Origin of the sequence: Pseudomonas marincola, from assembly GCF_900116605.1 — a bacterium.
Taxonomy (GTDB): Bacteria; Pseudomonadota; Gammaproteobacteria; order Pseudomonadales; family Pseudomonadaceae; genus Aquipseudomonas; species Aquipseudomonas marincola.
On record NZ_FPBC01000006.1, the window covers coordinates 322,988 to 331,565 of the forward strand.

At 54.2% G+C, this 8,578-nt stretch carries 8 protein-coding genes and 2 rRNA genes; 2 read left to right on the forward strand and 8 right to left on the reverse strand.

Annotated features, from left to right (window positions below; genetic code table 11):
- Position 1: 1 nt before the first annotated feature.
- The 5 genes from BM395_RS12440 to ppsA form a co-directional block, all read right to left on the reverse strand.
- Positions 2 to 247 carry a CrfX protein gene (locus BM395_RS12440; RefSeq protein WP_069900131.1) on the reverse strand — a complete coding sequence of 82 codons (246 nt, stop codon included), beginning with the start codon at positions 245 to 247 and terminating at the stop codon, positions 2 to 4.
- Positions 248 to 302: 55 nt separating this feature from the next.
- Positions 303 to 1,298, reverse strand: coding sequence for a CorA family divalent cation transporter (locus BM395_RS12445; protein WP_090512246.1), 996 nt, complete (start codon positions 1,296 to 1,298; stop codon positions 303 to 305).
- Positions 1,299 to 1,343: 45 nt separating this feature from the next.
- Positions 1,344 to 1,832, reverse strand: a complete 489-nt coding sequence (gene rraA / locus BM395_RS12450; RefSeq protein WP_069900129.1) for a ribonuclease E activity regulator RraA — start codon at positions 1,830 to 1,832, stop codon at positions 1,344 to 1,346.
- Positions 1,833 to 1,965: 133 nt separating this feature from the next.
- Positions 1,966 to 2,916 (reverse strand): alpha/beta fold hydrolase, encoded by a 951-nt coding sequence (locus BM395_RS12455; protein WP_090512250.1) that lies wholly within the window; start codon positions 2,914 to 2,916, stop codon positions 1,966 to 1,968.
- Between the two features lie 62 nt (positions 2,917 to 2,978).
- Positions 2,979 to 5,351: a phosphoenolpyruvate synthase gene (gene ppsA, locus BM395_RS12460; RefSeq protein ID WP_090512252.1), complete on the reverse strand. Its 2,373-nt coding sequence runs from the start codon at positions 5,349 to 5,351 to the stop codon at positions 2,979 to 2,981.
- A gap of 177 nt (positions 5,352 to 5,528) precedes the next feature.
- Between ppsA and ppsR the strand changes: the two genes are divergently transcribed.
- Positions 5,529 to 6,347 (forward strand): posphoenolpyruvate synthetase regulatory kinase/phosphorylase PpsR, encoded by an 819-nt coding sequence (gene ppsR, locus BM395_RS12465; protein ID WP_069900126.1) that lies wholly within the window; start codon positions 5,529 to 5,531, stop codon positions 6,345 to 6,347.
- A gap of 89 nt (positions 6,348 to 6,436) precedes the next feature.
- Here the strand turns inward: ppsR and thrH are convergent, their stop codons facing one another.
- Positions 6,437 to 7,054 carry a bifunctional phosphoserine phosphatase/homoserine phosphotransferase ThrH gene (thrH, locus tag BM395_RS12470; RefSeq protein ID WP_090512255.1) on the reverse strand — a complete coding sequence of 206 codons (618 nt, stop codon included), beginning with the start codon at positions 7,052 to 7,054 and terminating at the stop codon, positions 6,437 to 6,439.
- A 185-nt stretch (positions 7,055 to 7,239) separates the two neighbouring features.
- On the opposite strand from thrH, the gene BM395_RS12475 reads away from it, so the two are divergent.
- Complete coding sequence (locus BM395_RS12475) at positions 7,240 to 7,974, forward strand: phosphoadenylyl-sulfate reductase (RefSeq protein WP_069900124.1); 735 nt, start codon at positions 7,240 to 7,242, stop codon at positions 7,972 to 7,974.
- Between the two features lie 262 nt (positions 7,975 to 8,236).
- Here BM395_RS12475 and rrf read toward each other — a convergent pair.
- Together rrf and BM395_RS12485 are read right to left on the reverse strand one after the other, a co-directional pair.
- A 5S ribosomal RNA gene (gene rrf / locus BM395_RS12480) occupies positions 8,237 to 8,352 on the reverse strand.
- 124 nt (positions 8,353 to 8,476) lie between these two features.
- Positions 8,477 to 8,578: ribosomal RNA gene (locus BM395_RS12485) — 23S ribosomal RNA — on the reverse strand; the annotation flags it as partial.

Sequence of the window (8,578 nt, forward strand, 5' to 3'; positions counted from 1 at the left end):
TTCAGTCAGCCTTATTTGTCGTACGAGCGGTAGCCGAGCGTCGCGAAACCGGGGCGACGTGAGCTGAACCGTTATTCAGGGCCATCATTACCGCGCCGACCCAATTGCCCATCAATGCGAAAAGATCTCCCGCACCGACCTGCCGGTTGGCTGTCTTGAGCACGCGATGAAGGCACGCGTCATCGTCACGACTCGACGAAGGCGTGTTCAACAAATCGCGGAGTGAATCTTCAAATGGGTCGCGCATCAATTACCTCATCAGGTGTGCATATCTAGATGCACGAATAACGTCACAAGTCACATCAGACCCATTTCAAACGACGGAATAACCACCACTGGCCAACCGCCAGCACCGCCATAATCGAGCAGGCGATGGCAAATCCGTAGTGATTATCGGCCCAAGGGATTCCGCCGACATTGATGCCGAGCAAGCCGGTGAGAAAACTCATCGGCAGAAAAACCCCGGTGATAATGCCGAACCGGTACATGATCCGGTTCATGCGAATGTCCATTTGCCGACTTTCGGCTTCGAGCAATAAGCTCAGGCGCTCACGGTTGAGGTCGAGCTCCTCCAGATACCGGGTCAGGCGGTTGTGCAATTCATTCCAGTAATCACTGTCATCCTCAACGAACCAGGGCTGCTGATTACGCGCAAGTTGCGCAAATATTTCGCGTTGCGGGGCCAGAAAACGGCGCAGATTGGCGGCACGGCGACGCGCCTGCAGCAACAAGCCATGGTCCGGAGTGAAGGCCGGGTCGTTATCGAGCAGGTCTTCCTGCTCATCAACCTGTTCGGACAACTCGGTAACCAGCAGCTCAACCTTGTCGGTCAGATAATCCGCCATTGCCAGCAGCAACTCGGACGAGGTTTTCGGCCCCTTCCCGGCATGCAGGTCTGCAATCACACTTTCAGTGGCACGCAACGGCCGCAAACGCAAAGAGATGGCCCGGCGCGCATCCGCAAAAATACGCAGCGATACCATGTCCTCAGGCTCAGCGCCGGGGTTGAGATTCAATCCCCGCAGGAACAGCAGAAGCTCATTGTCCGGCAATGTCAGCAGGCGCGGCCGGGTATTTTCCTCAAGCAGCAGGTCGCACGAAAACTGGCTGAGCCCGCTTTCATAGCGCAACCACTGCTGAGTATCTGGATGGCTTCGATCCCAGTGCAACCAGAGGCTTTCTTTCTCCTCCAATTGCAAACTGACCACCTGCTCCCATTCAAGCGGGCGACCGCCGCCCAAGCCATCGAGTAAATAGGCGTGAACAAGCCCCACGGTTGAGGCCTTATCCGCATTCATCCCTGAGCTCCCCCATCTGCTGGCAATGTTGTCTTAATTTTTATCTTACTCAGGCATCTGCAATGCGACGGGCGATACGATGATGCCGTTGTTGTCTGCATAGACAAACTCACCCGGGCGGAACGTAACGCCGCCGAATGTCACTGTAACGTTGAGATCGCCGATACCGCGCTTATCCGTTTTCATCGGATGGCTGGCCAGCGCCTGAATACCCAGATCGGTTTGTGCCAGTACATCAACATCCCGCACACAGCCGTAAATAACGATGCCTTCCCAACCATTTTTGGCAGCCTTTTCGGCCAGCATGTCGCCCAGCAACGCGCGGCGCAGGGAACCGCCACCGTCGACGACCATGACCTTGCCTTTGCCCGGCTGATCGACCTGCTCTTTGACAATGGAGTTATCTTCAAAGCACTTGATAGTGACAATTTCACCGCCGAAGGAATCATGACCACCGAAGTTGCTGAACATCGGCTCTACGACCTGAACCTGTTCAGGGTAGGCGTCACACAAATCTGGAGTGATGTAATGCATAAGAATGCTCCTCTGGAAGATGGTTTGGAAAACGTGGCGGGCGCAATCAGGTCGCCCAAATAACGTCCGATAAGCAGCACAATGTAAAGTCAGGACACCCGGTAACGCAATCCGCCAGCGCCACCGGGCAACTTCAAGCCTGGCATTGCGTGATCCAGTTCCGTAGCAATGGCCAGACTTCCTGCTGCGCAGTCTTACTCACCAGCATCTCGATGTGCCCGTAATCCGTCGCGTAGCCATCAGCCTTGCTTAGCTGAATGAATTCACGAGCAGACGAGCCGAACTGCTCAAGCAACTTGCGGCACGCCCAAGGCGGATCCTGTTTGTCCCCTGCCCCCGCCACAGCTAACACCGGCAAACTGACGCTGCTCAGGCCCTGCCACCAATTGCGTTCAGCATCAGCAAAACGACCGAACAAGCCGTGCCAACGCAACGCTTCAATCGCTAAACCAATCGGCTCGTCTTCCGGGCCGCGCTTTAGGCGTGAGCCCGACAACACCTCAAAACGCTTGAGCACAAAGCGCCCCACCCACTGCAGCGGTGGCACCTTGAGCAGCCAATAATTGCGACTGACTTGACTGCCGCACAAAGCAACCGAGGCGATTTGAGAAGGATCCATGTAGCTCCCACCCAATGCTGCCGCCAGTGTTGTTCCGCCCAACGAGTGACCGATCCAGTGTGCCGGACGGGCATTTTGCTCATAAATGAAGTCGCTGATCGCAGGCAAATCGTAACGCGCATAATCGCCAACGCAGTTGCTTTGATAACTTTGATTGCGAGGCGACAGACCGTGACCACGCATCTCGGCAATCCACACATCAAACCCTGCTCGCGCCAGATACGGTCCCAAACCAATACATTTTGGGGAATACCAGAAGCGTCGGTTAGAAAAGCTGCCATGCAGCAGGACCACAGGTATACCGCTGGTGTTGGCAAAGCCCGCATTGCCCAGGCGCGTCAGGGCAATCTCGACACTGCGATCCGGGCTGTTGCCAGGTTTTAACCGATAAACATCCTCACTAAGATCACCGCGATTTTCGGCGCTTACCAAGGCGACAGGGAACAGCTTGCTGCTACTTTGCATTTTCAACCTGACACAAAAAAGGGCGGAAGAACCCGCCCTTAATCAATTGTATTGAAGGGTTATCAGCCTTGCTGGCCTTCGGCAAGGAAGAACCATGTATCCAATACAGAGTCCGGGTTGAGCGAGACACTTTCGATGCCCTGCTCCATCAGCCAGCGTGCCAGATCAGGGTGATCGGATGGGCCCTGACCACAGATACCGATGTATTTGCCGGCCTTGTTACAGGCTTCAATCGCATTAGCCAGAAGCTTCTTGACCGCAGGATTACGCTCGTCAAACAGATGGGCGATGATCCCGGAGTCACGGTCGAGGCCCAGCGTCAGCTGAGTCAGGTCGTTCGAACCAATGGAGAAGCCATCGAAGAACTCGAGGAACTCTTCAGCCAGAATGGCGTTGGATGGCAATTCGCACATCATGATGATCTTCAGACCATCCTGACCACGGGCCAGACCGTTCTGCGCCAACAGATCAATAACCTGACTGGCTTCGCCCAGGGTACGTACGAACGGCACCATGATTTCGACGTTGGTCAAACCCATTTCATTGCGCACTTTCTTCAGCGCACGGCATTCGAGTTCGAAGCAGTCGCGGAAGGCTTCGCTGATGTAACGCGAGGCACCACGGAAACCCAGCATCGGGTTTTCTTCTTCAGGCTCGTACAACTTGCCGCCGATCAGGTTGGCGTATTCGTTGGACTTGAAGTCGGACAGGCGCACGATGACCTTTTTCGGCCAGAACGCTGCTGCCAGGGTACTGATACCCTCAACCAGCTTCTCGACGTAGAAGTTGACCGGATCGTCGTAACCGGCGATGCGCTTCTCTACGCTTTCCTTGATATCCGCTGGCAAGCCGGCGAAATTCAACAAAGCCTTGGGGTGCACGCCAATCATGCGGTTGATTATGAACTCAAGACGCGCCAGACCTACACCTGCGTTAGGCAGCTGAGCGAAGTCGAAAGCACGGTCCGGATTACCGACGTTCATCATGATCTTGAACGGCAGATCTGGCATCGCTTCAACCGAGTTCTTGCGGATGTCGAAGCCCAACTCACCTTCAAAGATAAAGCCGGTGTCGCCCTCAGCACAGGAAACGGTTACGCCCTGGCCATCCTTGAGCAGTTGAGTCGCGTTGCCACAACCCACTACAGCAGGAATACCCAGCTCACGCGCGATAATCGCGGCGTGACAGGTACGGCCACCACGGTTGGTAACGATCGCGCTTGCGCGCTTCATGATCGGCTCCCAATCCGGATCGGTCATGTCCGAAACAAGCACATCACCCGGCTGAACCTTGTCCATTTCAGCGATATCGTTGATGACACGCACCTTACCAGCGCCGATCTTCTGGCCAATTGCGCGGCCTTCAACCAGAACAGTACCGGTTTCTTTCAGCAGGTAACGCTCCATCACTGTGGCGCTGGCACGGCTCTTAACGGTTTCAGGGCGAGCCTGAACGATGTACAGCTTGCCGTCATCACCATCTTTGGCCCACTCGATGTCCATAGGACGCTCGTAGTGCTTTTCAATGATCATGGCCTGCTTGGCCAGTTCGCTGACTTCTGCATCACTGAGGCAGAAACGCGCACGATCAGCGCGGTCTACATCAACAACCTTGACCGACTTGCCGGCTTTGGCTTCGTCACCGTAGATCATTTTGATGGCTTTGCTGCCGAGGTTACGGCGCAGGATCGCAGGGCGACCAGCCTCAAGGGTATTTTTGTGAACGTAGAATTCGTCAGGGTTTACAGCGCCCTGCACGACTGTCTCGCCGAGGCCGTAGGCACCGGTAATAAACACGACGTCACGGAAACCGGATTCGGTATCAAGGGTAAACATTACACCAGCGGTGCCAGTTTCCGAGCGAACCATGCGCTGAACGCCGGCAGACAAGGCGACCAGTTTGTGGTCAAAGCCCTGGTGCACGCGGTAAGCAATAGCGCGGTCGTTAAACAGCGATGCAAACACTTCCTTGGCCGCGCGGATTACGTTATCGACGCCACGAATATTGAGGAAGGTCTCTTGCTGACCGGCGAATGAGGCGTCCGGCAAGTCTTCAGCGGTAGCCGATGAGCGCACAGCAACAGCCATATTGCTGTTATCGCCAGCCATTTCAGCAAACGCTTTGCGGATTTCGCTGTCCAAACGCTCAGGGAACGGAGCTTCCATGATCCACTGACGAATCATGGCGCCGGTTTTAACCAGCTCATTAACGTCATCAACGTCGAGCGCGTCGAGGGCCTGGTGAATTTGTGCGTTGAGGCCGCTCTGCTCAAGGAAGTCACGATACGCTTGCGCAGTAGTGGCGAAACCGCCAGGAACCGAGACTCCGGCGCCGGCAAGATTGCTGATCATCTCGCCCAGGGAGGCGTTCTTGCCCCCTACGTGCTCAACATCGTGGACGCCGAGCTTATCGAGGGAAACTACGTACTCTACCAAGGTGATCTCTCCACTAAAGGTATTGGAAAAGCTCAGGAGCTGGGCAATCGCAGCAAAGGGAATATGCCTGATTGTGGCCGGGCCCTGGAAAATAAGTAACAATGCAGGCTGTTGGGCCTGCTTGAGCGAGGCCTATCATAGCCAAGAAATGTACTCAGCTTAAGGCCCATTGCGCAAATGAAACGAACCGCCTTCTTCATCTCCGATGGTACCGGCATTACAGCCGAAACGCTTGGCCAGAGTCTGTTGGCACAATTCGAGAACATCAGCTTCACTAAACTCACGCGCCCATACATCGACAGCGTGGAAAAGGCGCGCGCCATGGTACAACAAATCAACACGGCTGCCGAGCGGGATGGCACTCGGCCAATTATTTTCGACACCATTGTCAATCAGGATATTCGCGAAATCCTCGCTGAATCCGAAGGTTTCATGATTGATATCTTCTCATCGTTCCTGTCACCGCTCGAACAGGAATTGTCTTCGCACTCCTCCTACTCGGTTGGTAAGTCGCACTCCATTGGACACAATTCCAACTACATGGAGCGCATCGAGGCGGTCAACTTCGCACTCGACAACGATGACGGTGCGCGCACGCATTACTATGACAAAGCGGACTTGATCCTGGTCGGTGTTTCACGCTGCGGCAAAACGCCTACGTGCCTGTACATGGCAATGCAGTATGGCATTCGCGCCGCCAACTATCCGCTGACCGAAGAAGACATGGAACGCCTGCAACTGCCCGCCTCGCTGAAAAAGTATAAAGAGAAGCTGTTTGGCCTGACCATCGACCCAGAGCGCCTGACCGCGATTCGCAACGAGCGTAAGCCCAATAGCCGCTATGCCAGTTACGCCCAGTGCGAGTTCGAGGTGCGTGAGGTCGAGAACCTGTTCCGCCGCGAAAACATCAACTCCATCAACTCAACGCACTTCTCGGTTGAGGAAATCTCGGCAAAAATTCTTGTCGAGAAAGGCGTAGAACGTCGCTTTAAATAACGCGCCAGCGCCAGGCATAAAAAAACCACGACAGCCAAAGCTCGATCGTGGTTTTTTTGCGCATTAATAAATGCAGCTTATCTAGAGCCCTAAAGCTTCAGGTCGCGGTTTGAAGCCTTGATGAACTCACGCTTAAGGTCTTCATAAGTGTGCACGGCCGGAAATTGCGGGAATTCAGCAATTACGTTTTGCGGTGCATGGAACAGGATACCGGCATCCGCTTCGCCCAGCATGGTGGTGTCGTTATACGAGTCACCTGCCGCAATCACCCGATAATAGAGGCTCTTGAACGCCAGCACCGACTGGCGCTTCGGGTCCTTTTGACGTAACTGATAGCTGACGACCTGATCCTGCTCATTGGTGATCAACTTGTGGCAAAGCAGCGTCGGGAAACCGAGCTGACGCATCAATGGCTGTGAGAACTCGTAGAAAGTGTCAGACAGAATGACTACCTGGAAACGTTCGCGCAGCCAATCAACAAACTCAACTGCACCCTCGAGTGGCTTGAGGGTGGCGATCACTTCCTGAATATCAGAAAGCTTCAGCCCGTGCTCGTCCAGAATACGCAGGCGCTGCTGCATCAACACGTCGTAATCGGGAATATCCCGAGTGGTCGCTTTAAGCGATTCGATACCAGTTTTCTCGGCGAACGCGATCCAGATTTCAGGAACGAGGACACCTTCGAGGTCGAGACAAGCGATTTCCACAGGATGCTCCAGGATTGTTTTTAGTCGAGGCGGCACTCTAGCGATTTGGCAAACGCCATGCAACGCGTGCTTATACGCAAATATGGCAATAGACATGGCTGAAGGTTATTTAGACGCATAACAGGATTTTGTTACCATCCCCCGCACAAGGTGCCAGACACCACGATAACTAAGGATACAGCCTGATGAACCACCCCTTCGATGTCGCCGAAGCGGCTGCCTCATACGCCAGCAAATCTGCACAAGACATCCTCAAACTGGCCTTCGAGCATTTTGGCGATGATCTCTGGGTTTCGTTCAGCGGCGCAGAAGATGTCGTCCTCGTCGACATGGCCTGGAAACTTAATAAGAACGTCAAAGTATTCAGCCTGGACACTGGGCGCCTGCACCCTGAAACCTACCGGTTTATCGATCAGGTGCGTAACCATTACGGCATACAGATCGAGATACTTTCACCGGATGCAGAAACACTGCAGGCCATGGTCAAAGAAAAGGGTCTGTTCAGTTTTTATCAGGACGGCCATTCACAATGCTGCGGCATTCGCAAAACAGCCCCGCTGCGCAAAAAACTTTCGCAAGTACGCGCCTGGGCAACAGGCCAGCGTCGTGATCAGAGCCCTGGCACCCGTAGTCAGGTAGCCGCTGTCGAGATTGATGGCGCGTTTGGCACCGAAGAGAAGCCGCTCTACAAGTTCAATCCGCTGGCACAAATGACCAGCGAAGAGATTTGGGCGTATATCCGCATGCTCGAACTGCCTTACAACGCGTTGCATGAACGTGGCTTTATCAGCATTGGTTGTGAACCATGCACCCGCCCTGTTCTGCCCAACCAGCACGAACGCGAAGGTCGCTGGTGGTGGGAAGAAGCAACCCAAAAAGAATGCGGCCTGCACGCTGGTAACTTGATCGCCAAGAACTGACAGCTCACACGCCTTTTCGAAAGCGCTTATGCATGACTGCATAGGCGCTTTTTTATGACCGGCTTTTTATAGATGCAACCTGTACTGGATAACAACGCCGTGGACTGCGCTGTTTAGCACCGCGAAGCGGGGCTAAACAGCCTGCGATAGCGGTGGTGCCGCTTTGCTGCCTGCTGCCCGCTGCTTCCGAACACCCGGCCATTTTCCAGCGCGCAAAGTAAAACCCCAGACCGTTTTCACGATCTGGGGTTTCGGTATAGGCGCTTGACGATGACCTACTCTCACATGGGGAAACCCCACACTACCATCGGCGATGAATCGTTTCACTTCTGAGTTCGGGATGGGATCAGGTGGTTCCAATTCTCTATGGTCGTCAAGCAATTTGGTTGAAGCCTCGTCAGTGACGCTGCTTCGAATCGGGTATGTGATGTTTTGTAGTTTCGCAAACTTTCGGTGTTTCTACTTCCAGAGACACACAAACATCAAATTGTTTGGGTGTTATATGGTCAAGCCTCACGGGCAATTAGTATGGGTTAGCTCAACGCCTCACAGCGCTTACACACCCCACCTATCAACGTCGTAGTCTTCGACGGCCCTTTAGGGA

What these genes read in the sequence shown, in the direction of transcription:
- rraA (WP_069900129.1), bottom strand. Translation starts at nt 1,832, where the DNA reads ATGCATTACATCACTCCAGATTTGTGTGACGCCTACCCTGAACAGGTT.
- BM395_RS12440 (WP_069900131.1), bottom strand. Translation starts at nt 247, where the DNA reads ATGCGCGACCCATTTGAAGATTCACTCCGCGATTTGTTGAACACGCCT.
- BM395_RS12475 (WP_069900124.1), top strand. Translation starts at nt 7,240, where the DNA reads ATGAACCACCCCTTCGATGTCGCCGAAGCGGCTGCCTCATACGCCAGC.
- ppsR (WP_069900126.1), top strand. Translation starts at nt 5,529, where the DNA reads ATGAAACGAACCGCCTTCTTCATCTCCGATGGTACCGGCATTACAGCC.
- BM395_RS12455 (WP_090512250.1), bottom strand. Translation starts at nt 2,916, where the DNA reads ATGCAAAGTAGCAGCAAGCTGTTCCCTGTCGCCTTGGTAAGCGCCGAA.
- BM395_RS12445 (WP_090512246.1), bottom strand. Translation starts at nt 1,298, where the DNA reads ATGAATGCGGATAAGGCCTCAACCGTGGGGCTTGTTCACGCCTATTTA.